This is a genomic window from Streptomyces sp. NPDC051822, assembly GCF_044452745.1.
GTDB lineage: Bacteria > Actinomycetota > Actinomycetes > Streptomycetales > Streptomycetaceae > Streptomyces.
In genome coordinates, this window is record NZ_JBITBZ010000002.1 from 895,405 (window position 1) to 922,397 (window position 26,993).

The 26,993-nt window shown below is 71.9% G+C and carries 26 protein-coding genes and 1 pseudogene; 24 read left to right on the forward strand and 3 right to left on the reverse strand.

Translation table 11 applies throughout. From position 1 onward, the window contains the following. Positions 1 to 115: 115 nt before the first annotated feature. A pseudogene (locus ACIA8N_RS09865) lies at positions 116 to 727 on the reverse strand (RNA-guided endonuclease TnpB family protein); the annotation flags it as partial. A 92-nt stretch (positions 728 to 819) separates the two neighbouring features. On the opposite strand from ACIA8N_RS09865, the gene ftsY reads away from it, so the two are divergent. After that, positions 820 to 2,043: a signal recognition particle-docking protein FtsY gene (gene ftsY / locus ACIA8N_RS09870; protein ID WP_365780476.1), complete on the forward strand. Its 1,224-nt coding sequence runs from the start codon at positions 820 to 822 to the stop codon at positions 2,041 to 2,043. Positions 2,044 to 2,119: 76 nt separating this feature from the next. Here ftsY and ACIA8N_RS09875 read toward each other — a convergent pair whose 3' ends face one another. Next, positions 2,120 to 2,773, reverse strand: a complete 654-nt coding sequence (locus ACIA8N_RS09875) for a bifunctional DNA primase/polymerase (protein WP_365780477.1) — start codon at positions 2,771 to 2,773, stop codon at positions 2,120 to 2,122. A 427-nt stretch (positions 2,774 to 3,200) separates the two neighbouring features. Here ACIA8N_RS09875 and ACIA8N_RS09880 point away from each other — a divergent pair, with 427 nt between their 5' ends. The 6 genes from ACIA8N_RS09880 (at position 3,201) to ftsH (ending at position 12,918) form a co-directional block, all read left to right on the forward strand. Further along, positions 3,201 to 4,676, forward strand: coding sequence for a hypothetical protein (locus ACIA8N_RS09880; protein WP_365780551.1), 1,476 nt, complete (start codon positions 3,201 to 3,203; stop codon positions 4,674 to 4,676). 344 nt (positions 4,677 to 5,020) lie between these two features. Further along, positions 5,021 to 6,367 carry an ammonium transporter gene (locus ACIA8N_RS09885; protein ID WP_365780478.1) on the forward strand — a complete coding sequence of 449 codons (1,347 nt, stop codon included), beginning with the start codon at positions 5,021 to 5,023 and terminating at the stop codon, positions 6,365 to 6,367. After that, a complete protein-coding gene (locus ACIA8N_RS09890; RefSeq protein ID WP_015036464.1) occupies positions 6,364 to 6,702 on the forward strand; it encodes a P-II family nitrogen regulator in 339 nt (112 codons plus the stop codon). Before ACIA8N_RS09885 ends, ACIA8N_RS09890 begins: the two co-directional genes overlap by 4 nt. 20 nt (positions 6,703 to 6,722) lie before the next feature. After that, entirely contained in the window at positions 6,723 to 9,191 is a 2,469-nt protein-coding gene (locus tag ACIA8N_RS09895; RefSeq protein ID WP_365780479.1) for a [protein-PII] uridylyltransferase, read from the forward strand. 118 nt (positions 9,192 to 9,309) lie between these two features. Further along, a complete protein-coding gene (gene ffh, locus ACIA8N_RS09900) occupies positions 9,310 to 10,863 on the forward strand; it encodes a signal recognition particle protein (RefSeq protein ID WP_030206373.1) in 1,554 nt (517 codons plus the stop codon). Between the two features lie 132 nt (positions 10,864 to 10,995). Next, the gene (ftsH, locus tag ACIA8N_RS09905) at positions 10,996 to 12,918 is read left to right on the forward strand and encodes an ATP-dependent zinc metalloprotease FtsH (protein WP_365780480.1); all 1,923 of its coding nucleotides are present in this window, start codon (positions 10,996 to 10,998) and stop codon (positions 12,916 to 12,918) included. Between the two features lie 42 nt (positions 12,919 to 12,960). On the opposite strand, the gene ACIA8N_RS09910 is transcribed toward ftsH, so the two are convergent. Continuing rightward, a complete protein-coding gene (locus ACIA8N_RS09910) occupies positions 12,961 to 13,686 on the reverse strand; it encodes a methyltransferase domain-containing protein (protein ID WP_365780481.1) in 726 nt (241 codons plus the stop codon). Between the two features lie 377 nt (positions 13,687 to 14,063). On the opposite strand from ACIA8N_RS09910, the gene ACIA8N_RS09915 reads away from it, so the two are divergent. The 17 genes from ACIA8N_RS09915 (at position 14,064) to ACIA8N_RS09995 (ending at position 26,993) form a co-directional block, all read left to right on the forward strand. Continuing rightward, complete coding sequence (locus ACIA8N_RS09915; protein WP_030551033.1) at positions 14,064 to 14,657, forward strand: hypothetical protein; 594 nt, start codon at positions 14,064 to 14,066, stop codon at positions 14,655 to 14,657. 185 nt (positions 14,658 to 14,842) lie between these two features. Then, the gene (gene rpsP, locus ACIA8N_RS09920) at positions 14,843 to 15,286 is read left to right on the forward strand and encodes a 30S ribosomal protein S16 (RefSeq protein ID WP_030206380.1); all 444 of its coding nucleotides are present in this window, start codon (positions 14,843 to 14,845) and stop codon (positions 15,284 to 15,286) included. A 2-nt stretch (positions 15,287 to 15,288) separates the two neighbouring features. Beyond that, positions 15,289 to 15,528 (forward strand): RNA-binding protein, encoded by a 240-nt coding sequence (locus tag ACIA8N_RS09925; RefSeq protein ID WP_005311361.1) that lies wholly within the window; start codon positions 15,289 to 15,291, stop codon positions 15,526 to 15,528. 119 nt (positions 15,529 to 15,647) lie between these two features. Continuing rightward, positions 15,648 to 16,205 (forward strand): ribosome maturation factor RimM, encoded by a 558-nt coding sequence (gene rimM / locus ACIA8N_RS09930; protein WP_365780482.1) that lies wholly within the window; start codon positions 15,648 to 15,650, stop codon positions 16,203 to 16,205. After that, entirely contained in the window at positions 16,202 to 17,023 is an 822-nt protein-coding gene (trmD, locus tag ACIA8N_RS09935) for a tRNA (guanosine(37)-N1)-methyltransferase TrmD (RefSeq protein ID WP_365780483.1), read from the forward strand. The genes rimM and trmD overlap by 4 nt, the downstream gene beginning before the upstream one ends. Before the next feature lie 126 nt (positions 17,024 to 17,149). Continuing rightward, the gene (rplS, locus tag ACIA8N_RS09940; protein ID WP_015036473.1) at positions 17,150 to 17,500 is read left to right on the forward strand and encodes a 50S ribosomal protein L19; all 351 of its coding nucleotides are present in this window, start codon (positions 17,150 to 17,152) and stop codon (positions 17,498 to 17,500) included. Positions 17,501 to 17,569: 69 nt separating this feature from the next. Next, positions 17,570 to 18,379, forward strand: coding sequence for a signal peptidase I (lepB, locus tag ACIA8N_RS09945; protein WP_365780484.1), 810 nt, complete (start codon positions 17,570 to 17,572; stop codon positions 18,377 to 18,379). After that, positions 18,372 to 19,355: a signal peptidase I gene (gene lepB, locus ACIA8N_RS09950; RefSeq protein WP_365780485.1), complete on the forward strand. Its 984-nt coding sequence runs from the start codon at positions 18,372 to 18,374 to the stop codon at positions 19,353 to 19,355. Before lepB (ACIA8N_RS09945) ends, lepB (ACIA8N_RS09950) begins: the two co-directional genes overlap by 8 nt. Next, complete coding sequence (gene lepB / locus ACIA8N_RS09955) at positions 19,324 to 20,259, forward strand: signal peptidase I (protein WP_365780552.1); 936 nt, start codon at positions 19,324 to 19,326, stop codon at positions 20,257 to 20,259. Before lepB (ACIA8N_RS09950) ends, lepB (ACIA8N_RS09955) begins: the two co-directional genes overlap by 32 nt. Positions 20,260 to 20,333: 74 nt before the next feature. Further along, positions 20,334 to 21,083, forward strand: coding sequence for a signal peptidase I (gene lepB, locus ACIA8N_RS09960; RefSeq protein ID WP_365780486.1), 750 nt, complete (start codon positions 20,334 to 20,336; stop codon positions 21,081 to 21,083). After that, positions 21,080 to 21,613 carry an NUDIX hydrolase gene (locus tag ACIA8N_RS09965; RefSeq protein WP_365780487.1) on the forward strand — a complete coding sequence of 178 codons (534 nt, stop codon included), beginning with the start codon at positions 21,080 to 21,082 and terminating at the stop codon, positions 21,611 to 21,613. The genes lepB (ACIA8N_RS09960) and ACIA8N_RS09965 overlap by 4 nt, the downstream gene beginning before the upstream one ends. 55 nt (positions 21,614 to 21,668) lie before the next feature. Then, on the forward strand, positions 21,669 to 21,977 hold the full coding sequence (locus ACIA8N_RS09970; protein ID WP_005311352.1) for a DUF2469 domain-containing protein: 309 nt from the start codon (positions 21,669 to 21,671) through the stop codon (positions 21,975 to 21,977). A gap of 112 nt (positions 21,978 to 22,089) precedes the next feature. Continuing rightward, positions 22,090 to 22,512, forward strand: a complete 423-nt coding sequence (locus ACIA8N_RS09975) for a YraN family protein (RefSeq protein WP_365780488.1) — start codon at positions 22,090 to 22,092, stop codon at positions 22,510 to 22,512. A gap of 1 nt (position 22,513) precedes the next feature. Next, complete coding sequence (locus ACIA8N_RS09980; protein WP_365780489.1) at positions 22,514 to 24,124, forward strand: YifB family Mg chelatase-like AAA ATPase; 1,611 nt, start codon at positions 22,514 to 22,516, stop codon at positions 24,122 to 24,124. Further along, a complete protein-coding gene (dprA, locus tag ACIA8N_RS09985; RefSeq protein WP_365780490.1) occupies positions 24,121 to 25,296 on the forward strand; it encodes a DNA-processing protein DprA in 1,176 nt (391 codons plus the stop codon). The genes ACIA8N_RS09980 and dprA overlap by 4 nt, the downstream gene beginning before the upstream one ends. A gap of 239 nt (positions 25,297 to 25,535) precedes the next feature. Beyond that, the gene (gene whiG, locus ACIA8N_RS09990; protein WP_030206417.1) at positions 25,536 to 26,372 is read left to right on the forward strand and encodes an RNA polymerase sigma factor WhiG; all 837 of its coding nucleotides are present in this window, start codon (positions 25,536 to 25,538) and stop codon (positions 26,370 to 26,372) included. A gap of 72 nt (positions 26,373 to 26,444) precedes the next feature. Beyond that, positions 26,445 to 26,993, forward strand: coding sequence for a helix-turn-helix domain-containing protein (locus tag ACIA8N_RS09995; protein ID WP_365780553.1), 549 nt, complete (start codon positions 26,445 to 26,447; stop codon positions 26,991 to 26,993).

Below are 26,993 nucleotides of genomic sequence, written 5' to 3' on the forward strand. Positions count from 1 at the left end.
GCAGCACCGCGTACAGCGCGCCCGCGACCACGATCGACGCCACCCGGACCAGACCGTTCGTCGGCAGCGTTCAGGAAGGAGTCGGCTTCCTTCCCCATCCCAAGGGAGGGGAGTCCTACAGATCGCGCCGTCTGGTTCTCTGCTTCGTCGTCGGCTGCCCGCCCGGAGTTCTCCGTTGGGGTCTTACGCCGGCTCCACAGACCGACACCGCCGGCCCGGCGGCCTTGAGGTTCTTCGCCGCGTTCACGTCCCGGTCGTGGGTCGTGCCGCAGCCGTCGCACGTCCAGGTACGGACGTGCAGCGGCAGGCTCTGGGCGAGCTTGCCGCAGTGGGAGCACAGCTTGGAGGAGGGGAAGAAGCGGTCGCCCGCGATCACTTCCCGCCCGTACCAGGCGGCCTTGTACTCCAGCATGCTTCGGAACTCGCTCCACGCGGCATCGCTGATGGCGCGGGCCAGGCTCCGGTTCCTGACCAGGGTGCGCACACCCAGGTCCTCGATCACGAGCGTTCGGTTCTCACGCACGAGTCGAGTGGTCAGTTTGTGCAGCCCGTCCCGCCGCCGGTCGGCGATACGGGCGTGGATCTTCGCGACCCTCCGCCGGGCCTTGAGCCGGTTGGCGCCATCCCCTGGAGCCTTGCGGGACAGTGCCCGCTGGGCCTTGGCCAGAGCGGCACGGTCACGGCGCTCGTGCCCCGGATTCGCGATCTTCTCCCCAGTGGACAAGGTCCGGCGGGGGGTGGTCAGCGCGACCGGCAGGGGCGCGCCCTCGTACGAGAAGCGACGGGACGCGGGGGAGGTCGCGCCATACTGGACGAGTTATGGAACTCATCCTTGCTGTAGTCATCGCTCTGGTCGTCGCGGTCGCCGTGACGAGCGGGCTCGTGATCAGCGGTCGCAAGAAGAAGCAGCTGCCGCCGGCCGAGCCGCCGTCCACCACGCCGACCATCACCGCTCCGCCCGCCGAACCGCACGTCGGCGAGGAGGCGGAGACACCGCGGGAGGAACCACGCCGCACCGTCGAGGAGGTCACCCTCCCCGCCGATGAGGCCGTCGGGACGCCGGTCGCCGTCGAGGACCCCGTCGTCGCCGAGCCCGCCGCCCCCGAGATCGAGATCCCGGAGCCCACCGCCGGCCGTCTCGTCCGCCTCCGGGCCCGGCTCGCCCGTTCCCAGAACTCGCTCGGCAAGGGGCTGCTGACGCTCCTGTCCCGCGAGCACCTCGACGAGGACACCTGGGAGGAGATCGAGGAGACCCTCCTCACCGCCGACGTGGGCGTCGCCCCCACCCAGGAACTCGTCGAGCGGCTGCGCGAGCGGGTCAGGGTGCTCGGCACCCGCACCCCGGAGGAGCTGCGCGGTCTGCTCCGCGAGGAGCTGGTCACGCTCCTGGACCCCGAGCTCGACCGCACGGTGCACACCGAGAGCCCCGCGGACGTCCCCGGCGTCGTCATGGTCGTCGGCGTCAACGGCACCGGCAAGACCACCACCACCGGCAAGCTGGCCCGCGTCCTCGTCGCCGACGGCAAGTCCGTCGTCCTCGGCGCCGCCGACACCTTCCGGGCCGCCGCCGCCGACCAGCTCCAGACCTGGGGCGAGCGCGTCGGCGCCCGTACCGTCCGCGGCCCGGAGGGCGGCGACCCGGCCTCGATCGCCTTCGACGCGGTCAAGGAGGGCATCGCGGAGGGCGCCGACGTCGTCCTCATCGACACCGCGGGCCGGCTCCACACCAAGACCGGCCTCATGGACGAGCTCGGCAAGGTCAAGCGCGTCGTCGAGAAGCACGGCCCGCTGGACGAGATCCTGCTCGTCCTCGACGCCACCACCGGCCAGAACGGCCTGACCCAGGCCCGCGTCTTCGCCGAGGTCGTCGACATCACCGGCATCGTGCTCACCAAGCTCGACGGCACCGCCAAGGGCGGCATCGTCATCGCGGTCCAGCGCGAGCTGGGCGTCCCGGTCAAGCTGATCGGCCTGGGCGAGGGCCCGGACGACCTGGCTCCCTTCGAGCCGGGCGCGTTCGTCGACGCCCTGATCGGCGACTGACCGCCGTCCGCGCGCACGCCCGAGGGGCCCCCGTCACCATCCGGTGGCGGGGGCCCTCACGTACGTCCTGGAGGTACTAGAAGTGCGTCCGGTGGCAGATGTACGCCAGGGTGCCGAGCAGCAGCCGCGCCTGCGGCGGCGCGCCCGCCGTGTCGAGCGTCGGGGGCCGCAGCCAGCGCACCGGACCGAGGCCGCCCAGGTCCGAAGGGGGAGCGGTGACGAAGCTGCCGGGACCCAGGCCCCGCAGGTCCAGATCGGCGTCGTCCCAGCCCATCCGGTACAGCAGCTGCGGCAGCTCCGCCGCCGCGCCCGGCGCCACGAAGAACCGCGCCCGGCCGGTCGGCGTCACGCACACCGGACCCAGCGGCAGCCCCATGCGCTCGAGCCGCACGAGCGCCGGCCTGCCCGCCGCCTCCGCGACCTCGATCACGTCGAAGGCACGGCCCACCGGCAGCAGCAGCGCCGCGCCCGGATACTCCGACCACGCCTTGACCGCGTCGTCGAGTCCGGCGCCGGCCGGGACCGGTTCCGCGAAGGAGAGGGGGTGCGCGCCGGGGGCCGTACAGGCCGGATCCCCGCAGGAGCACTGGCCGGAGAGGGCCCGGGCGCCGGGAACCACGTCCCAGCCCCACAGCCCTGTGTACTCGGCCACCGCAGTGCACTCCGTGGTGCGTACGCGGCGGCGTGCGCCGGTCCGCATCTCACGAATGCCGCCGATCGTGAAACCCATGCCCCCTCCAACGGGTCGAGCGCGCCGGTGGTTACGACCCGGAGCATCGTCGTCACCCTTCGTCACGTTCCGTCCGCCGCATGTGGCGTGCGGTCGCGCCAGGGGTGGTGCGGGCCGGTGCGTGCGCCTCTCCGCGCATCCGTCCGCCGACTCCGGTTCGTCGCATGTCAAGTGAATCGCGTTCCATGGGCGGCGAGTTCATTCGAAGGGGTGGCGAATGGTGGCGTTTCTTGAATCCCCCTCGTGGAGGGGTGATCGTAGGATTACTTTCGGTACTCGAACCACCGGGGGCCGTTGAGCCCGCGGGTATGCCGGAGGCAACCCGGTTTCCAGTTCGAAGGAGTGCGAACGCCGGACGGGTGCCGCGAGACGCGGCATTCTGGTAAGGCTTCGGATGACAGGCAATCAGGTGGATGGGGGCGTTCCAGTGGGCGGCAACGGCGCAGACGGTACGACTGCCGGCAAGCGCCCGAACGAGCAGCTGGGCTCGTGGTTCGTGCGCAGCGGCTGGTCCAAGGGCGAACTCGCGCGGCAGGTGAACCGCAGGGCGCGCCAGATGGGCGCGCACCACATCTCCACCGACACCTCGCGCGTACGCCGCTGGCTCGACGGCGAGCAGCCCCGCGAGCCCATCCCGCGCATCCTCTCCGAGCTGTTCTCCGAGCGCTTCGGCTCCGTCGTCGCCGTCGAGGACCTCGGTCTGCGCACGGCCCACCAGTCGCCCTCCGTCTCCGGCGTCGACCTGCCCTGGGCGGGCCCGCAGACCGTCGCGCTGCTCAGCGAGTTCTCCCGCAGCGACCTCATGCTCGCCCGGCGCGGCTTCCTCGGCTCCTCCCTGTCGCTCGCCGCGGGGCCCGCCCTCATCGAACCGATGCAGCGCTGGCTCGTCCCCACCCCCCTCGGCGACATCGAGCGGCCCGATCCCGCCGCGGAGGCCCGCCGTCCGAACCGGCTCTCCGAGCTCGAACTCGACCTGCTCGAGTCGACCACCGCCATGTTCCGCAAGTGGGACGCCCAGTGCGGCGGCGGACTGCGCCGCAAGGCCGTCGTCGGACAGCTCCACGAGGTCACCGACCTCCTCCAGGAGTCCCAGCCCGCCGCCATCGCCAAGCGCCTCTTCACCTGCGCCGCCGAACTCGCAGAGCTGGCCGGCTGGATGAGCTACGACGTCGGCCTCCAGCCCACCGCCCAGAAGTACTTCGTCCTCGCGCTGCACGCGGCCAAGGAAGCCGGCGACAAGCCCCTCGGGTCGTACATCCTGTCCTCGATGAGCCGCCAGATGATCCACCTCGGCCGGCCCGACGACGCCCTCGAACTCATCCATCTGGCCCAGTACGGCAGTCGAGACTGCGCCACCGCGCGCACCCAGGCCATGCTGTATGCGATGGAGGCCCGCGCCTACGCCAACATGGGCCAGCCGTCCAAGTGCAAGCGGGCCGTCCGGATGGCCGAGGACACCTTCGCCGACGTCGGTCTCGACGGCGAGCCCGAGCCCGACTGGATCGGCTTCTTCTCCGAGGCCGAGCTCAACGGCGAGAACTCCCACTCCTACCGCGACCTCGCCTATGTCGCGGGCCGCTCCCCGACGTACGCGTCACTCGCCGAACCCGTCATGGAGCGGGCCGTCGAGCTCTTCGAGAAGGACCCCGACCACCAGCGCTCGTACGCGCTGAACCTCATCGGCATGGCCACCGTCCACCTCCTCAAGCGCGAGCCCGAGCAGTCCGTCGTCCTCGCGGAGAAGGCCCTCGGCGTCGCCAAGAGCATCCGCTCCGAGCGGGTCAACACCCGGCTCCGCAAGACCGTCGACCAGGCGGCCCGGGGCTACGGCGACGTCGCCGAGGTCGTCCAGCTCACCGACCGGCTCACCCAGCTGCTGCCCGAGGCCGCCGAAGCGGTCTGACGAAGCGGTCCACCCCCAGGCCCCGGCTTCGCGGGCCCGCACAGACCCCGGCCGCGCCGGACGTCCCGTACTGCCCGACTCGGCTCCCCCGCCGCAAGGTCACACGGACGTCGGCGCGGCCGGCTTTCTGTCGCGTGCAGCGTACATACGGCACCTCCTCGTGATCCGGGCGTTCACGGCCACGTAACACGCCCCACCCCTTCGTCACCGCTCCGAAACATCGAGCGGCATCGGCGGAAACCGCGCTGCGCGAATCTCTGGCCCATAACCGGCCACCCCTCACGGCCGAGCCGCTCTCCGGCCCCGCCCCCGCACAGGCCGCATTCGACGACGAGGAGACGCCGATGGCACCAGCCATCACGACCCTGGCAGCAGACGCCCCCGAGCTGTCCGCCGCCAACACCGGGTTCATGCTCATCTGCTCCGCCCTGGTCATGCTGATGACCCCGGCACTCGCCTTCTTCTACGGAGGCATGGTCCGCGTCAAGTCCACCCTCAACATGCTGATGATGAGCTTCATCAGCCTCGGGATCGTCACGATCCTGTGGGTGCTCTTCGGCTTCAGCCTCGCGTTCGGCACCGACGTCGGCTCGATCGTCGGCTGGTCCTCCGACTACGTCGGCCTCAGCGGCATCGGCGTCACCGAGCTGTGGGACGGCTACACCATCCCGGTGTACGTCTTCGCCGTCTTCCAGCTGATGTTCGCGATCATCACGCCCGCCCTCATCAGCGGCGCCCTCGCGGACCGCGTCAAGTTCACCGCCTGGGCCCTCTTCATCACCCTCTGGGTCACCGTCGTCTACTTCCCCGTCGCCCACTGGGTCTGGGGTTCGGGCGGCTGGCTCTTCGAGATGGGCGTCATCGACTTCGCCGGCGGTACGGCGGTCCACATCAACGCCGGCGCCGCGGCCCTCGGCGTGATCCTCGTCATCGGCAAGCGCGTCGGCTTCAAGAAGGACCCGATGCGCCCGCACAGCCTCCCGCTGGTCATGCTCGGCGCCGGTCTCCTCTGGTTCGGCTGGTTCGGATTCAACGCCGGCTCCTGGCTCGGCAACGACGACGGCGTCGGCGCCGTGATGTTCGTCAACACCCAGGTCGCCACCGCCGCCGCCATGCTCGCCTGGCTGGCGTACGAGAAGATCCGCCACGGCGCCTTCACCACCCTCGGTGCCGCCTCCGGCGCGGTCGCGGGCCTCGTCGCCATCACCCCGTCGGGCGGCGCCGTCAGCCCGCTCGGCGCCATCGCCATCGGTGTCATCGCCGGTCTCCTGTGCGCCATGGCCGTCGGCCTCAAGTACAAGTTCGGCTACGACGACTCCCTCGACGTCATCGGCGTCCACCTCGTCGGCGGTGTCCTCGGATCCCTCCTCGTCGGTCTCTTCGCCACCGGCGGCGTCCAGTCCGACGTCAAGGGCCTCTTCTACGGCGGCGGCCTCGAACAGCTGGGCAAGCAGGCCGTCGGCGTCTTCGCCGTCCTCGCCTACTCTCTGATCGCCTCCGCGATCCTCGCCCTGATCATCGACAAGACGATGGGGATGCGGGTCAGCGAGGACGACGAGGTCTCCGGCATCGACCAGGTCGAGCACGCCGAGACCGCGTACGACTTCAGCGGAGCCGGCGGCGGCGCGTCCTCGCGAAGCACCGCCGCCCCCGCCCCGGCCGTCACGGAGAACAAGAAGGTGGACGCATGAAGCTCATCACCGCGGTCGTGAAGCCGCACCGGCTCGACGAGATCAAGGAGGCCCTGCAGGCGTTCGGCGTCCACGGCCTCACCGTCACCGAGGCCAGCGGCTACGGCCGCCAGCGCGGCCACACCGAGGTCTACCGGGGCGCCGAGTACACCGTCGACCTGGTCCCCAAGATCCGCATCGAGGTCCTCGTCGAGGACGAGGACGCCGAACAGCTCATCGACGTCGTCGTCAAGGCCGCCCGAACCGGCAAGATCGGTGACGGCAAGGTGTGGAGCGTGCCGGTCGAGACCGCCGTACGGGTCCGCACCGGCGAGCGCGGTCCGGACGCACTGTAAGCACACGAAGGAGCCGCCGGGTGACGAGCCTCGAAGTCAGCGAAGAGACCGAAGATTCGGGACCCGGCGGTTACGCGGCGGCCCGGCTGCTCCTCCTCCACGAGAAGGAGCGGTCCGGGCCGCCGCGCCGTACCGCCCTCGCCCGGCTCACCGACGACTGGCTGGCCGGGCTCTTCACGGCCGCCGCACCGCCCCGCGGGGTCGCCCTCGTCGCCGTCGGCGGCTACGGCCGCGCCGAACTCTCGCCCCGCAGCGACCTCGACCTCGTCCTGCTCCACGACGGCAGTGCCGACAAGGCCGTGATCGCCGCCCTCGCCGACCGGATCTGGTATCCCGTCTGGGACCTCGGGCTCGCCCTCGACCACTCCGTCCGCACCCCCGCCGAAGCCCGCGCCACCGCGGGCGAGGACCTCAAGGTCCACCTCGGGCTCCTCGACGCCCGGCCGCTCGCCGGAGACCACGGACTCGTCGCCGCCCTCCGCACCGCGATCCTCGCGGACTGGCGCAACCAGGCGCCCAAGCGCCTCCCGGAGCTCGACGAACTCTGCCGGGAACGCGCCGAACGCATGGGCGAGCTGCAGTTCCTCCTCGAACCCGACCTCAAGGAGGCCAGAGGCGGACTCCGCGACGCCCAGGTCCTCCGCGCCGTCGCCGCCTCCTGGCTCGCCGACGCCCCCCGGGAAGGCCTCGACGCGGCCCGCCGCCGCCTCCTCGACGCCCGCGACGCCCTCCACCTCACCACCGGCCGCGCCACCGACCGGCTCGCCCTCCAGGAACAGGACGCCGTCGCCGCCGAACTCGGCCTCCTCGACGCCGACACCCTGCTCCGCGAGGTGTACGAGGCCGCCCGGACCATCTCGTACGCCACCGACGTCACCTGGCGCGAGGTCAACCGCGTCCTCAAGGCACGCTCCGCCCGGCCCCGGCTCCGTGCCCTCCTCACCGGCCGCGCCGGAAGCGGCCGGGCCGGCGCGGGGAAACCGCCCGTCGAGCGCACCCCGCTCGCCGAGGGCGTCGTCGAGATGGACGGCGAGGTCGTCCTCGCCCGCACCGCCCGCCCCGAACGCGACCCCGTACTGCCCCTGCGGGCCGCCGCCGCGGCCGCCCAGTCCGCCCTGCCGATCTCCCTGCACGCCGTACGCCACCTCGCGGCCACCGCGAAACCCCTGCCCGTGCCCTGGCCCGCCGAGGCCCGCGAGGAACTCGTCACCCTGCTCGGCGCGGGCGAGGCCACCGTCCCGGTCTGGGAGGCCCTGGAAGCCGAAGGACTGATCACCCGGCTGCTCCCCGACTGGGAACGCGTGCGCTGCCGGCCCCAGCGCAACCCCGTCCACACCTGGACCGTCGACCGCCACCTCGTCGAGACCGCCGTACGGGCCTCCTCGCTCACCCGCCACGTCGGCCGCCCCGACCTTCTGCTCGTCGCCGCCCTGCTCCACGACATCGGCAAGGGCTGGCCGGGCGACCACTCCGTCGCGGGGGAGACCATCGCCCGCGACCTCGCCACCCGCATCGGCTTCGACCGCACCGACGTCGCCACCATCGCCACCGCCGTCCGCCACCACCTGCTCCTCGTCGAGACCGCCACCCGGCGCGACCTCGACGACCCCGCCACCGTCCGCTCCGTCGCCACCGCCGTCGGCACCGTCGGCACCCTGGAGCTGCTTCACGCCCTCACCGAGGCCGACGCGCTCGCCACCGGGCCCGCCGCCTGGTCCTCCTGGCGTGCCTCCCTCGTCGCCGACCTGGTCAAACGGGTCACGGGCGTCCTCGCGGGCGAGACCCCGCCCGACCCCGAGGCCGCCGCCCCCAGCGCCGAACAGGAACGCCTCGCCATCGAGGCCCTGCGCACCGGCGAACCCGTCCTCGCCCTCCACACCGAACCGCTCGCCGCGGAGCCCGAGGAACCGGAACCCGTCGGCGTCGAGCTCGTCATCGCCCTGCCCGACCGGCCCGGCGTCCTCCCCGCCGTCGCCGGCGTCCTCGCCCTGCACCGGCTCACCGTCCGCGCCGCCGACCTGCGGGCCGTCGAACTTCCCGCGGGACTCGGTGCGGGCCCGGGCCCCGTCCTCGTCCTCGACTGGCGGGTCGCCGCCGAATACGGCTCCCTCCCCGAGGCCGCCCGGCTCCGCGCCGACCTCGTCCGCGCCCTCGACGGCACCCTCGACATCCCCGCCCGCCTCGCCGAACGCGAGGCCGCCTATCCGCGCAGGCGCGGCCTCGCCGCCCCGCCGCCCCGCGTCACCGTCGCCGCCGCCGGCTCCCGCCTCGCCACCGTCATCGAGGTCCGCGCCCAGGACGCCCCCGGCCTCCTCCACCGGATCGGCCGCGCCCTGGAAGGAGCGGCCGTACGGGTCCGCAGCGCCCATGTGTCGACCCTCGGCGCCAACGCCGTGGACACCCTGTACGTGACACGGCCGGACGGCGGCCCGCTGTCGGACGAGGAGGCGATCGACCTGGCCAGGACCCTCGAGTCGGCGCTCCGCTGAGCCCCGGAGCGACCCGCCCCGCCCGCCGGATCCGGCGGGCGGGGGCACACACTTCGAGCGGCCCGATACCCTGGAGGGCAGTCCCACCGCCCCCGACACCTGAGGATCCGCGACCGCCGTGTTCGATACCCTCTCCGACCGCCTTGCAGCGACCTTCAAGAACCTCCGCGGCAAGGGCCGTCTGTCCGAGGCGGACATCGACGCCACCGCCCGCGAGATCCGCATCGCGCTCCTCGAAGCGGACGTCGCCCTGCCGGTCGTCCGGTCCTTCATCAAGCAGGTCAAGGAGCGCGCCACCGGCGTCGAGGTCTCCCAGGCCCTGAACCCCGCCCAGCAGGTCATCAAGATCGTCAACGAGGAGCTCGTCGCCATCCTCGGTGGCGAGACCCGGCGCCTGCGGTTCGCCAAGACCGCGCCGACCGTGATCATGCTCGCCGGTCTCCAGGGTGCCGGCAAGACCACCCTCGCCGGAAAGCTCGGCCTCTGGCTGAAGGGCCAGGGCCACTCCCCGCTGCTCGTCGCCTGCGACCTCCAGCGCCCCAACGCCGTCACCCAGCTCTCCGTCGTCGCCGACCGCGCGGGCGTGGCCTTCTACGGCCCCCAGCCGGGCAACGGCGTCGGCGACCCGGTCCAGGTCGCGAAGGACTCGATCGAGTTCGCGCGGACCAAGATGTACGACGTCGTCATCGTCGACACCGCCGGCCGCCTCGGCATCGACCAGGAGCTGATGCAGCAGGCCGCGGACATCCGCGACGCGGTCTCGCCCGACGAGGTCCTCTTCGTCGTCGACGCCATGATCGGTCAGGACGCGGTCAACACCGCCGAGGCCTTCCGCGACGGCGTCGGCTTCGACGGCGTCGTGCTCTCCAAGCTCGACGGCGACGCCCGCGGTGGTGCCGCGCTCTCCATCGCACACGTCACCGGCAAGCAGATCATGTTCGCCTCCAACGGCGAGAAGCTGGACGAGTTCGACGCGTTCCACCCGGACCGCATGGCGTCCCGCATCCTCGGCATGGGCGACATGCTCTCCCTCATCGAGAAGGCGCAGCAGACCTTCGACGAGGAAGAGGCCGCCAAGATGGCCTCCAAGCTCGCGTCGAAGAAGGGCCAGGACTTCACCCTGGACGACTTCCTGGCCCAGATGGAGCAGGTCCGCAAGATGGGCTCCATCTCGAAGCTGCTCGGGATGCTTCCCGGCATGGGCCAGATGAAGGAGCAGATCGCCAACATCGACGAGCGGGACGTCGACCGCACGGCCGCGATCATCAAGTCCATGACCCCGGCCGAGCGCCAGGACCCGACCGTCATCAACGGCTCCCGCCGCGCCCGTATCGCCAAGGGCTCCGGCGTCGAGGTCAGCGCGGTCAAGGGCCTGGTCGAGCGGTTCTTCGAGGCCCGCAAGATGATGTCCCGCATGGCCCAGGGCGGCGGCATGCCCGGGATGCCCGGCATGCCGGGCATGGGCGGTGGCCCCGGCCGGCAGAAGAAGCAGATCAAGCAGGCCAAGGGCAAGCGCAAGAGCGGCAACCCGATGAAGCGGAAGGCCGAGGAGCAGGCCGCGGCCGAGCGCCGCGAGCAGGCCCAGCAGGGCGGCGCCTTCGGCCTCCCGGCGGCCGGCCAGAGCCCGCAGGACTTCGAACTCCCCGACGAGTTCAAGAAGTTCATGAGCTGATCTCATGCGTGTGAGGGGCCCGGGACGGTGTGAAACCGTCCCGGGCCCCTTCTCACTCCTCCGGGCCGCCCGGCATGCCGGTTCCGGCCGACCTTCGGATACTGGATCCGACGTCGGCTTGAGGAGTTCAGCGTGGTCAACCCCGTGCCCCCGCGCGACCGGACCGACCAGCCGTGGCGCTCGGAGGGGGCCCCGCCTCCCCAGCCGCCGAAGAGGAAGATGCCCGGCGGCTGGCGGGGGCTGATCCTCACCGCGCTGATCGTCTACCTCGTCGCCAACATCGTGCTGTCGTTCTTCAACCGGGGCGACGAGCCGACGATCTCGTACACCGAGTTCAGCAAGCAGGTGGTCGCGGGCAACGTCACCAAGATCTACTCCAAGGGCGACGCCATCCAGGGCGAGCTCAAGAACGAACAGGCTCTGCCCAACGGCGACAAGGGCGACTACACCAAGTTCACCACCCAGCGCCCCGCCTTCGCCGACGACGACCTGTGGGCGCAGCTGACCAGACAGAACGTCACCGTCACCGCGGAGCCCGTCGTCCGGGAACGCAGCTTCCTCGCCAACCTCCTCATCTCCCTCGCCCCGATGCTGCTGCTCGTCGTGCTGTGGGTGTTCATCGCCCGCAGGATGAGTTCGGGGATGGGCGGTGCCGGCGGCATGCTCGGCCGCAAGGCGCCGCCCAAGCCCGTGGAACTGGAGGCCGGCAGGCGCACCACCTTCGCCGACGTCGCCGGAATCGACGAGGTCGAGGGCGAACTCAACGACGTCGTCGACTTCCTGAAGAACCCGCGGGCCTACCGCGAGATGGGCGCCAAGATGCCGCGCGGCGTGCTCCTCGCCGGGCCGCCCGGCACCGGCAAGACCCTGCTCGCCCGCGCCGTCGCGGGGGAGGCCGGGGTGCCGTTCTTCTCCGCCTCGGCGTCCGGGTTCATCGAGATGATCGTGGGCGTCGGCGCCTCCCGGGTGCGCGAGCTGTTCGCCGAGGCCCGCAAGGTCGCTCCCGCGATCATCTTCATCGACGAGATCGACACCATCGGCCGGGCCCGGGGCGGCGGCTCCGGGATGGGCGGGCACGACGAACGCGAACAGACCCTCAACCAGATCCTCACGGAGATGGACGGGTTCACCGGCTCCGAAGGCGTCATCGTGCTCGCGGCCACCAACCGCGCCGACGTCCTCGACCCCGCCCTCACCCGGCCGGGCCGCTTCGACCGGATCGTGCACGTCAACCCGCCCGACCGGGGCGGCCGCGAGGCCATCCTCAGGATCCACACCCGGGACATCCCGCTCGCCAAGGACGTCGACCTGGAGCACGTCGCCAGGACCACCCCCGGCATGACCGGCGCCGAACTCGCCAACCTCGCCAACGAGGCCGCCCTCCTCGCGGTCAAGCGCGAGCAGAAGGCCGTCACCCGGTCCGACCTGTCCGACGCCCTGGAGAAGGTCCAGCTCGGTGCGGAACGGCCGCTGGTGATGCCTGCCGACGAACGGCGCAGGACCGCGTACCACGAGAGCGGACACGCCCTGCTCGGCATGCTGCAGCCCGGCGCCGACCCGGTCCGCAAGATCACGATCGTGCCCCGCGGCCGGGCCCTCGGCGTCACCCTCTCCACCCCCGACTCCGACAAGTACGCCTACACCGAGGACTACCTGCGCGGCCGGATCATCGGCGAGCTCGGCGGCATGGCCGCCGAACAGGTCGTCTTCGGTGTCGTCACCACCGGCGCCGAGAGCGACCTGGAGCAGGTCACCAACATCGCCCGGGGCATGGCCGGACGCTGGGGCATGAGCGCACGCGTCGGCCGTCTCACCGCCATCCCGGGCGACGCCCAGCAGGCGTACGGCCTCTCGGCGGCGCCCGCCACCCTCGACACCGTCGACGCGGAGATGCGCCGCATCGTCGACGAGTGCTACGAGCAGGCCGTACGCCTGCTCGGCGAGCACCGCGACCAGCTGGACGCCCTGGCCGCCGCCCTCCTGGAGAACGAGACCCTGGAGGAGGCGGAGGCCTACCAGGCGGCGGGCATCACGCGCGCGGAGCGGCAGGACTGACCCCGCAGGGGGTAAGCCGGCGGCGGCCCCGGCCCGGGCGCCCTACTGCACCCGGGCCACGACGTACCGGAAGACGTTCGGCATCCACACGGTCCCGTCCGCCCGCACGTGCGGGGCGAGGGCCTCCTCGACCTCCTTCGCCACCTGCGAGAGGTCGGTCGCCCGGACGGCCTGGTCGAACGCTCCCGTCGACAGCAGGCCCCGCACCGCGCTGCCCTCGCTCGCGTACCCGAAGGGACAGGCCACCCGCCCCGACCCCGCCGGCCGCAGCCCCGCTGCCGCCACCAGCCCGTCGAGGTCCGTCCCGGCCGCCGGCCGGCGGTCCGCGAGCCGGGCCGCGACCCGCAGCACCGGCTCCGTGGCACACCGCTCCGGAGGCCCCCACCCGGCGAGTACGACCGCGGCACCCCGTTGCGCCGTTCGGGTGAGTGCCACGAGTTCCGGCAGCAGCGCGTCCGTCGCGTGGAAGGCCGTGATCACGTCGTACGGACCGGCCTCGGGCGGCGTCTCCGTGACCGCGACGCCCTCCGGAAGCCGCTCCCTGGCCAGCTCCGCGCGCGCGTGGTCCCGGTCCGCGCCGGCCACCCGCGCGCCCCGCGCGGCCGCCATGAGAAGCGCCAGACCGGAGCCGCAGCCGAGGCCGAGCACCCGTGAGCCCGCGCCCACGCCGAGGCGGTCGTACACCGCCTCGTAGAGCGGGACGAGCATGCGTTCCTGGATCTCGGCCCAGTCACGCGCGGGGTGGTGCGGGACGAGCGTAGGTGTCATGGAAAAGTGCTCCGATCCGTGCTCGGACGAAAGCCCCCGTAGCCCCAGGGAACTGCGCATCCCGGGCGGCGTCCAGTGCTCGCACCGCACCGATTCGCCCGGGGTGGGGCCGGTGCGCCGCCTTGCGTTCGGACCCGGTAATGTCCTCGCACAGTCCTCCGGACCGCTCGGGCCCTTCCAGGGGGCGCGCACCCCATGAACGCGCGCCGGAGCGTATGCGCCACTACGCACCACCTTGACGCGCCCTGCGTGAGTTCTCCGCAGATCTGCGCACTGGCCCTCGTCCGGACGCATCAACGGCAACTGACGGGTACGTGCAAATTATTTGGGATGCCCCGGAATGGAACCCGGCGGCACATCGGCTCGTTGTACACGACGTGAGCACGACACCACCTGTTCTCGCCGCAGAGCTGGCACAGGCGTGGGCCGACATTCAGCGGCACCACCCCGAGCTGCCCGATCTTGCCGCGCCCGAGTCCCTGATCGGAGAGTCCTCGTCCGCCTGCGGCGCCGAACTCTCCTTCGAACGACTGCTCCACGAGGCAGTCCACGGCATCGCCGCCGCCCGGGGTGTCCGCGACACCTCCCGCGCCGGCCGCTACCACAACCGCAGATTCCTCGCGATCGCCGAGGAGATGGGCCTGGACCACCCCGAGGAGCCACACGCCAGCAGCGGCTTCTCCCTGGTCACGCTCAACCCCGAGGCGCGGCGGCGCTACCGGCCGACCATCGAGCGGCTGCAGCGCGCCCTCAAGGCCCACACGGTCGCCACGGCGGCCGACACCAAGCGCTCCTTCCGCGGACCTGCCGCCCGGCACGGCTCCTCCGGCGGCGGTGTGCGCGTCAAGGCCGTCTGCGACTGCGGGCGGAACGTGCGCGTGGTGCCCTCGGTGCTCGCCCAGGCCCCGATCGTCTGCGGCGGCTGCGGCAAGCCCTTCCGCATCCCGGAGACGGTGGGCGCCGCCGGCTGACCCCCGGGGGGTGCCTCGCCGATCAGGCGCCCCCGCGGCGTGTGGCACAATGGCTAGCTGTACTCGACAGTCGCATAGGACCCCTCTCTCCTCCGGCTGACGCGTCCATCGGGCATCCGAGTACCGCAACCCCACGTGGCATCTCAAAGTGCCCAACCACGTCAAGACCAGGAGACACCACTCCAGTGGCAGTCAAGATCAAGCTCAAGCGCCTCGGCAAGATTCGTCAGCCCCACTACCGCATCGTCGTCGCCGACTCCCGCACCCGCCGGGACGGTCGCGCGATCGAGGAGATCGGCCTTTACCACCCGACGTACAACCCGTCGCGTATCGAGGTCGACTCCGAGCGTGCGCAGTACTGGCTGTCCGTCGGCGCCCAGCCGACCGAGCCCGTCCTCGCCATCCTGAAGCTCACGGGTGACTGGCAGAAGGCCAAGGGCCTCCCGGCCCCCGAGAAGGCGCTGCTCGTCCCCGCGACGAAGGAGGCGAAGCGCGCCTCGTTCGACGAGTTCGCGAAGACCCTCGAGTCCGGCGACGACAAGGGTGAGGCCATCACCCCGAAGGCCAAGAAGGCCGACAAGAAGGCTGACGAGGCCGAGGCCGCGTCGACCGAGTCGACCGAGGCCTGAGCATGCTCGAGGAGGCTCTCGAGCACCTCGTGAAGGGCATCGTCGACAACCCCGACGATGTGCAGGTCGCCTCGCGCAACCTGCGCCGCGGCCGCGTGCTCGAGGTCCGGGTGCACCCCGACGACCTCGGCAAGGTGATCGGCCGCAACGGCCGCACCGCGCGTGCGCTGCGTACCGTCGTGGGCGCCATCGGCGGCCGTGGGATCCGGGTCGACCTCGTCGACGTGGACCAGGTCCGCTGAGAACGTCGGCCACATCGGTTGATTGATGTGCCGGCACGGGCCGGGGAGGGCTTACGAGCCCACCCCGGCCCGTTGTCGTTTTCCGTCGTAGGAACTGCGTGACAGGAGAGTGTGGAGCAGTGCAGCTGGTAGTCGCGCGGATCGGCCGCGCCCACGGCATCAAGGGCGAGGTCACCGTCGAGGTGCGGACGGACGAGCCCGAGCTCAGGCTCGGCCCCGGAGCCGTACTCCTCACCGACCCGGCCTCCGCCGGGCCGCTGACCATCGAGTCCGGCAAGGTGCACAGCGGCAGGCTGCTGCTGCGCTTCGAGGGCGTCCGCGACCGCAATGCCGCCGAGGCCCTGCGCAACACCCTCCTGATCGCCGAGATCGACCCCGAGGAGCTGCCCGAGGAGGAGGACGAGTACTACGACCATCAGCTGATGGACCTCGACGTGGTCCTCGCCGACGGCACCGAGATCGGCCGGATCACCGAGATCTCCCACCTGCCGTCGCAGGACCTCTTCATCGTCGAGTGCCCCGACGGCACCGAGCTGATGATCCCCTTCGTCTCGTCGATCGTCACCGAGATCGACCTGGAGGAGCAGCGGGCCGTCATCGACCCGCCGCCCGGCCTCATCGACGACCAGGCCGTGATCGTCTCCTCCCGGGACGACGAACCGGGTGACGACGCATGAGACTCGACGTCGTCACGATCTTCCCCGAGTACCTCGAACCGCTGAACGTCTCGCTCGTCGGCAAGGCACGCGCGCGTGGACAGCTCGACGTCCACGTGCACGACCTGCGCCGGTGGACGTACGACCGGCACAACACGGTCGACGACACCCCGTACGGCGGCGGCCCCGGCATGGTCATGAAGACCGACCCCTGGGGTGACGCGCTCGACCAGACGCTCGCCGACGGCTACGAGAGCGGCGCCCACGGCCCCGTCATCGTCGTCCCCACCCCCAGCGGCCGCCCCTTCACCCAGGAGCTGGCCGTCGAACTCTCCGAGCGGCCCTGGCTGATCTTCACGCCGGCCCGTTACGAGGGCATCGACCGCCGCGTCATGGACGAGTACGCGACCCGGATGCCGGTCTACGAGGTCTCCATCGGCGACTACGTCCTCGCCGGCGGAGAGGCCGCCGTCCTCGTCGTCACCGAGGCCGTCGCCCGCCTCCTGCCAGGTGTCCTCGGCAACGCCGAGTCCCACCGTGACGACTCCTTCGCCCCCGGCGCCATGGCCAACCTCCTTGAGGGGCCCGTCTACACCAAGCCCCCCGAGTGGCGCGGCCGGGGCATCCCCGACGTCCTCCTCAGCGGGCACCACGGCAAGATCGCCCGCTGGCGGCGCGACGAGGCCTTCCGGCGCACCGCCGCCAACCGGCCGGACCTCATCGAGCGCTGCGATCCGGCGGCCTTCGACAAGAAGGACCGCGAGATCCTCTCGATGATGGGATGGGCGCCCGAGCCCGGCGGCCGATTTTGGCGCAAGCTCCACGACGTGGAAGAATAGGCCGCTGTCGTACGTCCGGCGCGCGCCCCTGCCACAGGGGGACGACGCCCGCCAGAGACGCACGGCATCCTCATCGTCCGAACGTACCGCTGGTGACCTGTGGCATCAGCGAGGAAAGAGACCTCCATGGCCTCCCTGCTCGACCAGGTCAACGCGGGTTCGCTCCGCTCCGACCTCCCCGCCTTCCGCCCCGGCGACACCGTGAACGTCCACGTGCGCGTCATCGAAGGCAACCGCTCGCGTATCCAGCAGTTCAAGGGCGTCGTCATCCGCCGCCAGGGTTCGGGCGTCAGCGAGACCTTCACGGTCCGCAAGGTCTCGTTCTCCGTCGGCGTCGAGCGCACCTTCCCGGTGAACAGCCCGATCTTCGAGAAGATCGAGCTCGTGACCCGCGGTGACGTCCGTCGCGCCAAGCTCTACTACCTGCGCGAGCTGCGCGGCAAGGCCGCCAAGATCAAGGAGAAGCGCGACCGCTGAGCTTCGGCTCCCGGCACGCTCGACGCTTCCGAGCCCTCGCACAGGCACGCCGGATAGGCTCTGCCCCCGATGGACACCGAAGCACAGCACACGGAGCGCGACCCCTCTTCCGAACCGGAGGAAGGGTCGCGCTCCGCGCGCGTTCCCGAGGACTCCGGGACGACGGAGCCGGACGAGGCCCCGGCCGGCGGGACCCTGTTCTCCTGGCGGCGCACCGCCCTCGTGGGCGGCGTCTGCGTGGCGTTCCTGCTGCTCCTGAGCCACTTCGTGACGCAGCCCTTCCTGATCCCGAGCGGCTCCATGGAACCGACGCTCCACATCGGCGACCGGATCCTGGTCAACAAGCTGGCGTACCGTTTCGGCAGCGAGCCCGGCCGGGGTGACGTCGTCGTCTTCGACGGCACCGGTTCCTTCGTACGGGAACGGCCCCGGGACAATCCGGTGACCGGGCTCCTGCACGACGGCGCCGCCGCCCTCGGGCTCGCGGAACCCGACGAGACCGACTTCGTGAAGCGGGTCGTCGGCATCGGCGGCGACAGGGTGGTCTGCTGCGACGAGGACGGCCGGCTCACCGTCAACGGCGTCCCCGTCCAGGAGCGGTACGTGATGCCGGGCGACCAGCCGTCCAGCGTGCCCTTCGACATCGTCGTGCCGCAGGACAGGCTCTGGGTCATGGGCGACCACCGCAGCCAGTCCAGCGACTCCCGCGACCACCTGGGCAGCCCCGGCGGCGGCATGGTCCCCGTCGACAAGGTCGTCGGACGGGCGGACTGGATCGCCTGGCCCTTCGCCCGCTGGTCCACCGTGCCGGGGTCCGGCGCCTTCGACGGCGTGCCGGCCGCGCCCGCCCGCGGACACGGGGCGGGCGCCCATGGGTAGCCGGGGCCGACGGCCGGGCGGATCCGGTCCCGTCGCCGACGACGGCACCGCCCGACCGGGACGGGCCGAGCGGCGCAGGCTCGCCCGCAAGGTCAAGCGGCGCCGGCAGCGTTCCGCGGTCCGCGAGATCCCCGTCCTCATCACCGTGGCCGTGCTCATCGCGCTCGTGCTCAAGACCTTCCTGGTCCAGGCGTTCGTCATCCCGTCCGGCTCCATGGAACAGACGATCCGCATCTCCGACCGGGTCCTCGTCGACAAGCTCACCCCCTGGTTCGGCTCCCGCCCGCAGCGCGGCGACGTCGTCGTCTTCAAGGACCCCGGCAACTGGCTCCAGCAGGAGGCAGCGCCGCCCGCCGACGACCCGGTCGGCGTCAAGCAGGCCAAACAGGCCCTCACCTTCATCGGGCTGCTGCCCTCCGCCGACGACCGGGACCTCATCAAGCGTGTCGTCGCCGTCGGGGGCGACACCGTCCGCTGCTGCGGCGAGGACGGACGGATCACCGTCAACGGCGTACCGCTCGACGAGCCGTACCTGCACCCCGGGAACCAGCCGTCCACGATCCCCTTCGAGGTGAAGGTCCCCCAGGGCCGGATCTTCGTCCTCGGCGACCACCGCTCGGACTCGGCCGACTCCCGCTTCCACCTCGACGAGAAGGACCACGGCACCGTCTCGGAGGAGCAGGTCGTGGGGCGTGCCGTGGTGATCGCCTGGCCCGTCGGGCACTGGCGGAGCCTGGAGGAGCGGGGCACCTTCGCCGCCGTACCGGACGCCCGTACGGCTTCCGGGTCCGCGCTCGGTCCGTCGCATAGTGTGTCCCAGCGGAATCTGAACGGATTGCCCGGGCTCCCGACCCCTGCGGAACTTCTGCTCGTTATGGGAGTGGTGGGCCTGTCCCTGACCCGGGACAGGCGTTCGCACGGACTGAGGAGTGGATGTGGGGGATTTGGCCGTCGGCGCACGATCCGGACACGATGAGCCCGACAAGAGGGCCGGCGGGGCCTTCGGCGATGACACGACGGGTGACGACGTGACGGGTGACGAGCAGGCGCAGCCACCGGGCGGTGGCACGCCGGGCGAGGGCGACGACGACACGGCGGGCGGGTCCGGCAGGGGCCCGAAGAAGCAGCGCTCCTTCTGGAAGGAACTGCCCCTCCTCGTAGGCATCGCCCTGGTGCTCGCCCTGCTGATCAAGACCTTCCTGGTGCAGGCGTTCTCGATCCCCTCGGAATCGATGATGAACACCCTCCAGAAGGGAGACCGGGTCCTCGTCGACAAGCTGACCCCCTGGTTCGGCTCCGAGCCCGAGCGCGGCGAGGTCGTCGTCTTCCACGACCCGGGCGGCTGGCTCGAAGGCCAGCAGACGCCCACGCCGAACGTGGTGCAGAAGTTCCTCAGCTTCATCGGCCTCATGCCGTCCGCCGAGGAGAAGGACCTCATCAAGCGCGTCATCGCCGTCGGCGGGGACACCGTCTCCTGCAAGGAGGGCGGCAAGGTCGTCCTCAACGGCAAGGCGCTGGACGAGACCGCCTACCTCTACCCCGGCTCCGTCCCCTGCCAGGACTCCTTCGGCCCCATCAAGGTCCCCGAGAACCGGATCTGGGTCATGGGCGACAACCGGCAGAACTCGCTGGACTCCCGCTTCCACCAGCAGCTCCCCGGCGGCGGCACCGTCTCCGAGGACGAGGTCGTGGGTCGCGCCGTCGTGATCGCCTGGCCCGTCACCCGCTGGGCGACCCTCCCCGTGCCGGACGTCTTCGACCAGCCCGGCCTCAACCAGGCGTTGACCGCCGCGCCCGTCGGCGCCGCCGGTCTCGCCGGCGCGCTCCCGCTGGTGCTGTGGCGCCGGAAGAAGCTCGCCGCACGGCATACCGCCGCGTAGTGACCCGCGGGTAGGGTGCCGTCCCGGACCGTCGACAGACCCACGGTCCGCCGACAGACCTACGGGGTGCGCGCATGAGCGGAAAGATACGGACCCAGGACGGCCACGGCCGCCTCGGCAGCGTGCTGTCGGGGCTGGCCGTGGCCGTCGGCTGTGTGCTCTTCCTCGGCGGCTTCGTCTGGGGAGCGCTGCTCTACCAGCCGTACACCGTCCCCAGCGACTCCATGACCCCGACCATCGGCGTCGGGTCCAAGATCCTCGCGCAGCGCATCGACGGCGACGAGGTGCGGCGCGGGGACGTGGTCGTCTTCACCGACCCGCTCTGGGGCGGCGCGCCCATGGTCAAGCGGGTCGCCGCCGTCGGCGGCGACACCGTCGTCTGCTGCGACCGCGACGGACGCCTCACCGTCGACGGCACCCCCGTCGAAGAGCCCTACCTGCGGCCCGGACCCGACGGCAGGACCGTCGCCTCCGGCACGGAGTTCTCCGTCACCGTCCCGCAGGGCAACCTCTTCCTCCTCGGCGACGACCGGCACACCTCGCTCGACTCCCGTACGCACATGGAGGAGGCCGGACAGGGGTCCGTCCCGCGCTCCGCCGTCCTCTCCAGGGTCGACGCCGTGGTCTGGCCCGCCGAGGGGCTCCTGGAGCGCCCCACGGGCTTCGCGGGCCTTCCCGGCGGCATCTCCGAACCCGGGCCGGTACGGCCGCTCCTCGCCGCGATCGCGGTCGGAGCGATCCTGGTCCTCGGCGGCGGGGCGTACGGACCGGTGGCCCGTCTCTTCACGCGGCAGGGCCGCGAGCGCGAGAAGGTGGGTACATGACGGACTCCGACGCACGGGTGGCCGTGGACGCGGACCCGACGCCCGCCCGGCGGCGGGTCGCCAGGGTCGTGCTCCTCGACCCCGACGACCGCGTCCTGCTGCTGCACGGGTACGAGCCGGACGACCCGGCCGACACCTGGTGGTTCACCCCCGGCGGCGGCCTGGAGGGCGCCGAGACCCACGAGCAGGCGGCACTGCGCGAGCTCGCCGAGGAGACCGGCATCACCGACGTCGACCTCGGACCGGTGCTCTGGAAGCGGTACTGCTCATTCCCCTTCGACGGGCGCCGCTGGGACCAGGACGAGTGGTACTACCTCGCCCGCACCCGCGGAACCGAGGCCGCGCCCCGGCCGCGGGCCCTCACCGAACTCGAGAACCGCAGCATCGCGGGCCTGAGATGGTGGACCTCCGCCGAACTGTCGGCGGCCCGTGAGACGGTGTACCCGACCAGACTCGCCGAGCTGCTGCGCACGCTGCTGGACGAGGGACCTCCGAGTGCCCCGGTCGATCTCGCCCCGGAAATCGTTTAGGGGCACGTTCGACTGGCGCACAATAGGGGGACGCACGGCTGAAGGGGAACATGCCATGAGCGCCGAGGACCTCGAGAAGTACGAGACCGAGATGGAGCTGAAGCTCTACCGGGAGTACCGCGACGTCGTCGGGCTGTTCAAATACGTCATCGAGACCGAGCGGCGCTTCTACCTCACCAACGACTACGAGATGCAGGTGCACTCGGTGCAGGGCGAGGTGTTCTTCGAGGTCAGCATGGCCGACGCCTGGGTCTGGGACATGTACCGACCGGCCAGGTTCGTCAAGCAGGTCCGCGTCCTGACCTTCAAGGACGTGAACATCGAGGAGCTCAACAAGAGCGACCTCGAACTCCCCGGCAGCTGAGAACGCCCCTCACCCGCAAGGGTGAGGGGGTTTCCCACAGCCCCACGGCCGTCCACAGCGCCGCACGCGGAACCCACCCACCCGTCACAGTCGGTGACGGAGGTGGTACCGCATGAACGCGATCGACGCGACCGACAGCAACACCGGCACGGAACCGACCGCCGGACGATCCCGGACGACCCGGGCCCTCGGGCAGTACGGCGAGGAACTGGCCGCCCGCCGGCTCACCGCCCTCGGCATGCACATCCTCGCCCGCAACTGGCGCTGTGGCCGGACCGGCGAGATCGACATCGTCGCCCGCGACGGCGACACCCTCGTCGTCTGCGAGGTCAAGACCCGGCGCCTGGGCACCTACGAACATCCGATGGCCGCCGTCACGCCCCGCAAGGCCGACCGGCTCCGCCGCCTCGCCGCCTGCTGGCTCGACCGCCACGACAGCCCGGCGCCCCCCGGCGGCGTCCGCATCGACCTCGTCGGCATCGTCCTGCCCCGGCGCGGCGCCCCCGTCCTCACCCACGCCCAGGGGGTGGCCTGAGATGGGATTCGCCCGCACCTGCTCCGTCGCCCTCGTCGGCGTCGAAGGCGTCGTCGTCGAGGTCCAGGCCGACCTCGAACCCGGCGTCGCCGCCTTCGCCCTCGTCGGCCTCCCCGACAAGAGCCTCAGCGAGAGCCGCGACCGGGTCCGCGCCGCCGTCGTCAACTCCGGCGCGGAATGGCCGCAGAAGAAGCTCACCGTCGGACTCAGCCCGGCGTCCGTCCCGAAGGGCGGCTCGGGATTCGATCTGGCCGTGGCGGCGGCGGTACTCGGCGCCGCCGAACGCATCGACCCGCGTGCCATCGCCGACCTCGTCCTCATCGGTGAACTCGGCCTCGACGGACGTGTCCGCCCCGTCCGGGGCATCCTGCCCGCCGTCCTCGCCGCAGCCGACGCCGGATACCGCCAGGTCGTCGTCCCCGAACAGACCGCAGGCGAAGCCGCGCTCGTCCCCGGAGTGTCCGTCCTCGGCGTCCGCAGCCTCCGCCAGCTCATCGCCGTCCTCACCGACGAACCCGTCCCCGAAGAGGAACCCACCGAAGCGGGCAGGCCCGACGCCATGCTCGCCGGCCTCCTCGTCCCCGGAGCGGGCATCGGCACCGGACTCGCCCCCGACGCCAGCGACGGCCCCGACCTCGCCGACGTCGCGGGCCAGCACCGCGCCCGCCGCGCCCTGGAAGTCGCCGCCGCCGGCAGCCACCACCTGCTGCTCTCCGGCCCACCAGGCGCCGGGAAGACCATGCTGGCCGAACGCCTCCCCGGCATCCTCCCGCCGCTCACCCGGCAGGAGTCACTCGAAGTCACCGCCGTCCACTCCGTCGCCGGCATCCTCCCGCCCGGCGAACCCCTCGTCCGCCGCGCCCCCTACTGCGCGCCCCACCACTCCGCCACCATGCAGTCCCTCGTCGGCGGCGGAAACGGCCTCCCCAGGCCCGGCGCCGTCTCCCTGGCACACCGTGGAATCCTCTTTCTCGACGAGGCCCCCGAGTTCTCGGGCAAGGCCCTCGACGCCCTCCGCCAGCCCCTCGAATCCGGACACGTCGTCATCGCCCGCGCCGCCGGGGTGGTACGCCTTCCCGCCCGCTTCCTCCTCGCCCTCGCGGCCAACCCGTGCCCCTGCGGACGGCACACCCTGCAGGGTGCCGGCTGCGAATGCCCGGCCGCGCTCGTCCGCCGCTACCAGGCGCGCCTCTCCGGGCCCCTCCTCGACCGTGTCGACCTGCGCGTCGAGGCCGAACCCGTCACCCGCGCCGACCTCGGCCAGGGCGGCCGGGGCGAGACCACCGCCGTCGTCGCCGCACGCGTCCACGAGGCCCGCGCCCGCGCCGCCGCCCGCCTCGCCGACACCCCCTGGAACGTCAACAGCGAGATCCCCGGCCACGAACTGCGCACCCGCTACCTCGCCGCACCCGGAGCCCTCGCCACCGCCGAACGCGACATCGAACGCGGACTCCTCACCGCCCGCGGCCTCGACCGCGTCCTCCGCGTCGCCTGGACCGTCGCCGACCTCGCCGGACACGACCGGCCGGACAGCCAGGACATCGCCCTCGCCCTCGAACTGCGCACCGGCATCACCCGCGGAGTACCCGTAGGGGCAGGGGAGCGCGCATGAACGCCCCCACCGCCACGGACGAACGGCGGGCCCGCGCCACACTCAGCCGCGCCGTCGAACCCGGCGACGAACACGCCGGCCGCTGGCTCCGCCGGTACGGAGCAACCGGCTTCCTCGACCGGCTGCTCTCCGGCTCCGCCGACACCTCCGGGGAAGAGCCCTTCCCCGGCACCGGGCAGAAGCGCGTGGCCACCTGGCGCCGCCGCGCCACCGCGGCCGACCCCGACCGCGACCTCGACACCATCCGGGAACTCCGCGGCCGCTTCCTCGTCCCCGGCGACACCGAGTGGCCCCGTCAACTCGACGACCTCGGAGACGCCCGCCCGCTCGGCCTCTGGGTCAGGGGCCCCGCCGACCTCCGCACCTGGGCCCTGCGCTCCGTCGCCCTCGTCGGCGCCCGCGCCTGCACCCCGTACGGCGCCCACACCGCCGCCGACCTCGCCACCGGCCTCGCCCGCCACGGCTGGGTCGTCGTCTCCGGAGCCGCCTACGGCATCGACGGCGCCGCCCACCGCGGCGCACTCGCGGCGGCCGGGGCCACCGTCGCCGTCCTCGCGTGCGGCGTCGACACCCCGTACCCCCGGGGCCACGACCAGCTCATCCGGCGCATCGCCGAACAAGGCCTCGTCGTGGGGGAGTTGCCGCCCGACAGCCATCCCACCCCGAGCCGCTTCATCCTCCGCAACCGCGTCATCGCCGCCCTCACCCGCGGCACCGTCGTCATCGAGGCCCAGCACCGCAGCGGATCCCTCGTCACCGCCCGCGCCGCCGCCCGCCTCGGCCGCCACACCATGGGCGTCCCCGGACCCGTCACCAGTGCGCTCTCCGCGGGCGTCCACGAACTCCTGCGCGGCGACGCCACCCTCGTCACCGACGCCGAGGAGGTCATCGAACTCGTCGGCGACATGGGCCAACTCGCCCCGGCGCGCCGGGGACCCGTACTGCCCCGCGACCTCCTCGCCCCCGCCGCCGCGCACATCCTGGAAGCGGTTCCCGCCCGCGGACCCACCCCCACGACCGTCATCGCATGCCGAGCCGGAACCGGCCCCGACGACACCCTCGCCAGGCTGTACGAGCTCCACTCGCTCGGGTTCGTCGAACGGCGCGGCGAGGGCTGGCAGTTGACGAACACGGCCATGGACGCGTCGAACGCCCGGCGAGGCGGTACTTGACCTGGAGCATTCGGGTGAAAGGGTGATGGCGATGAACAATCGAGTTCTCTCGGCCGCACCCGAGGGGCCGACACGCGCCACGGCCCGGGTTCGACAACGCGACCGAAGGCGTTCCCCCGGAGCGGCGCGATCCCTCTCCGTTCGCGCACCGCGACCACGCACTCACGCTACGCTCACCAGGATTCCGTCCAGGACACTCCCACCGACACACCCGACAGCAGAACGGCTCAAGGCAACGCATGCCCCAGCACACCTCCGGGTCTGACCGCGCTGCGGTGCCCCCAGCGGCCCGGGGCACCGTGCGACCGCCCGCACCGACCTCCCTCGACGAACTGTGGCGGTCCTACAAGGACACGGGCGACGAGCGGCTGCGGGAACAGCTGATCCTGCACTACTCGCCGCTCGTCAAATACGTCGCCGGACGGGTCAGCGTCGGGCTGCCGTCCAACGTGGAACAGGCCGACTTCGTCTCCTCCGGCGTCTTCGGCCTCATCGACGCCATCGAGAAGTTCGACGTCGAGCGGGCGATCAAGTTCGAGACGTACGCCATCACCCGTATCCGCGGCGCCATGATCGACGAACTCCGCGCCCTCGACTGGATCCCCCGCTCCGTCCGGCAGAAGGCGCGCAACGTCGAACGCGCCTACGCCACCCTCGAGGCCCAGCTCCGGCGCACCCCCTCCGAGAGCGAGGTCGCCGCGGAGATGGACATCACGCTGGAGGACCTGCACGCGGTTTTCAGCCAGTTGTCCCTGGCGAACGTCGTCGCCCTCGAAGAGCTGCTGCACGTCGGCGGAGAGGGCGGCGACCGGCTCTCCCTGATGGACACCCTGGAGGACACGGCCGCCGACAACCCGGTCGAGGTCGCCGAGGACCGTGAGCTGCGCCGGCTGCTCGCCCGCGCCATCAACACGCTCCCGGAACGGGAGAAGACCGTCGTCACGCTCTACTACTACGAGGGCCTCACCCTCGCCGAGATCGGCCACGTCCTCGGGGTCACCGAGAGCCGTGTCAGCCAGATCCACACCAAGTCCGTCCTCCAGCTCCGCGCCAAGCTGGCCGACGTCGGACGCTGACCCGCCGCGAGCCGGTCGTAGAGTGGAGCCGTGCCCAGGATCAGAGCGGCCTCGGTGGCCGAGCACCGGACGATGCAGCGCGGCGCCCTCCTGGACGCCGCGCGTTCCCTGCTGTCCGAGGGCGGTACGGAGGCGCTGACCTTCCCCGCCCTCGCCGAGCGCACGGGCCTCGCCCGCTCCTCGGTGTACGAGTACTTCCGGTCGCGAGCGGCCGTCGTCGAGGAACTCTGCGCCGTCGACTTCCCGGTCTGGGCCGCCGAGGTCGAGACCGCCATGGACGGGGCGCAGACACCTCAGGGCAAGGTCGAGGCGTACGTCCGCAAGCAGCTGGAGCTGGTCGGCGACCGGCGCCACCGCGCGGTCGTCGCCATCTCGGCGAGCGAGCTCGACGACGGCGCCCGCGAGAAGATCCGCGCGGCCCACGGCGGCCTCGTCGCCATGATCGTCGAAGCGCTCGCCGCCCTCGGCCAGCCCCAGCCGAGGCTCGGCGCCATGCTCCTCCAGGGCGTCGTCGACGCCGCCGTCCGCCGTATCGAACTCGGCGCGGCCGAGGACCCGACGGAGATCGCCGAGGCGGCGGTCACGATGGCCCTCCACGGCGTCAACGGCACCATGGCCTGA

Excerpts from the sequence above, each read along its gene's own strand:
- ACIA8N_RS09995 (WP_365780553.1), top strand. The coding sequence starts at position 26,445 with ATGCAGCGCGGCGCCCTCCTGGACGCCGCGCGTTCCCTGCTGTCCGAG.
- lepB (WP_365780485.1), top strand. The coding sequence starts at position 18,372 with ATGGGTAGCCGGGGCCGACGGCCGGGCGGATCCGGTCCCGTCGCCGAC.
- lepB (WP_365780486.1), top strand. The coding sequence starts at position 20,334 with ATGAGCGGAAAGATACGGACCCAGGACGGCCACGGCCGCCTCGGCAGC.
- ACIA8N_RS09980 (WP_365780489.1), top strand. The coding sequence starts at position 22,514 with ATGGGATTCGCCCGCACCTGCTCCGTCGCCCTCGTCGGCGTCGAAGGC.
- whiG (WP_030206417.1), top strand. The coding sequence starts at position 25,536 with ATGCCCCAGCACACCTCCGGGTCTGACCGCGCTGCGGTGCCCCCAGCG.
- ACIA8N_RS09890 (WP_015036464.1), top strand. The coding sequence starts at position 6,364 with ATGAAGCTCATCACCGCGGTCGTGAAGCCGCACCGGCTCGACGAGATC.
- dprA (WP_365780490.1), top strand. The coding sequence starts at position 24,121 with ATGAACGCCCCCACCGCCACGGACGAACGGCGGGCCCGCGCCACACTC.
- ACIA8N_RS09875 (WP_365780477.1), bottom strand. The coding sequence starts at position 2,773 with ATGGGTTTCACGATCGGCGGCATTCGTGAGATGCGGACCGGCGCACGC.
- trmD (WP_365780483.1), top strand. The coding sequence starts at position 16,202 with ATGAGACTCGACGTCGTCACGATCTTCCCCGAGTACCTCGAACCGCTG.
- ACIA8N_RS09965 (WP_365780487.1), top strand. The coding sequence starts at position 21,080 with ATGACGGACTCCGACGCACGGGTGGCCGTGGACGCGGACCCGACGCCC.
- ACIA8N_RS09885 (WP_365780478.1), top strand. The coding sequence starts at position 5,021 with ATGGCACCAGCCATCACGACCCTGGCAGCAGACGCCCCCGAGCTGTCC.
- ACIA8N_RS09975 (WP_365780488.1), top strand. The coding sequence starts at position 22,090 with ATGAACGCGATCGACGCGACCGACAGCAACACCGGCACGGAACCGACC.
- ACIA8N_RS09925 (WP_005311361.1), top strand. The coding sequence starts at position 15,289 with ATGCTCGAGGAGGCTCTCGAGCACCTCGTGAAGGGCATCGTCGACAAC.
- ftsY (WP_365780476.1), top strand. The coding sequence starts at position 820 with ATGGAACTCATCCTTGCTGTAGTCATCGCTCTGGTCGTCGCGGTCGCC.
- ACIA8N_RS09970 (WP_005311352.1), top strand. The coding sequence starts at position 21,669 with ATGAGCGCCGAGGACCTCGAGAAGTACGAGACCGAGATGGAGCTGAAG.
- ACIA8N_RS09910 (WP_365780481.1), bottom strand. The coding sequence starts at position 13,686 with ATGACACCTACGCTCGTCCCGCACCACCCCGCGCGTGACTGGGCCGAG.
- lepB (WP_365780484.1), top strand. The coding sequence starts at position 17,570 with ATGGACACCGAAGCACAGCACACGGAGCGCGACCCCTCTTCCGAACCG.
- rplS (WP_015036473.1), top strand. The coding sequence starts at position 17,150 with ATGGCCTCCCTGCTCGACCAGGTCAACGCGGGTTCGCTCCGCTCCGAC.